Here is a 300-nt window from a genome sequence, read left to right on the forward strand (position 1 = left end):
GAGATGCTCAGGAGTCTCGTGGGCTCGGAGATGTGTATAAGAGACAGGCGCGAGGGCGCGCCGCTGGACGCGGACCTGGTGGTGCTGGCCGGTGAGGGCCTTGCCGCCCGCACCGTCGACGCCGTCCGCACCGCCATGCCGCGCAGCCGGGTGGCCAACATCTACGGCCCCACCGAGGCCACCGTCTACGCCACCGCCTGGTACGACACCCCTGCCCGGTCCGACGCCTCCGCCACCGGGCAGACGGCCGCCCCGCCCATCGGCCGTCCCGTCCACAACACCCGCGCCTACGTCCTCGAC

At 73.0% G+C, this 300-nt stretch carries 1 protein-coding gene; it reads left to right on the forward strand.

The window, feature by feature from the left end:
• Positions 1-30: 30 nt before the first annotated feature.
• Positions 31-300: AMP-binding protein (locus tag IH48_RS34085; RefSeq protein ID WP_324604345.1), on the forward strand; the 270-nt coding region annotated here is incomplete at its 3' end.

It is taken from the genome of Streptomyces sp. NRRL F-5126 (genome assembly GCF_000721265.1).
Taxonomy (GTDB): Bacteria; Actinomycetota; Actinomycetes; order Streptomycetales; family Streptomycetaceae; genus Streptomyces.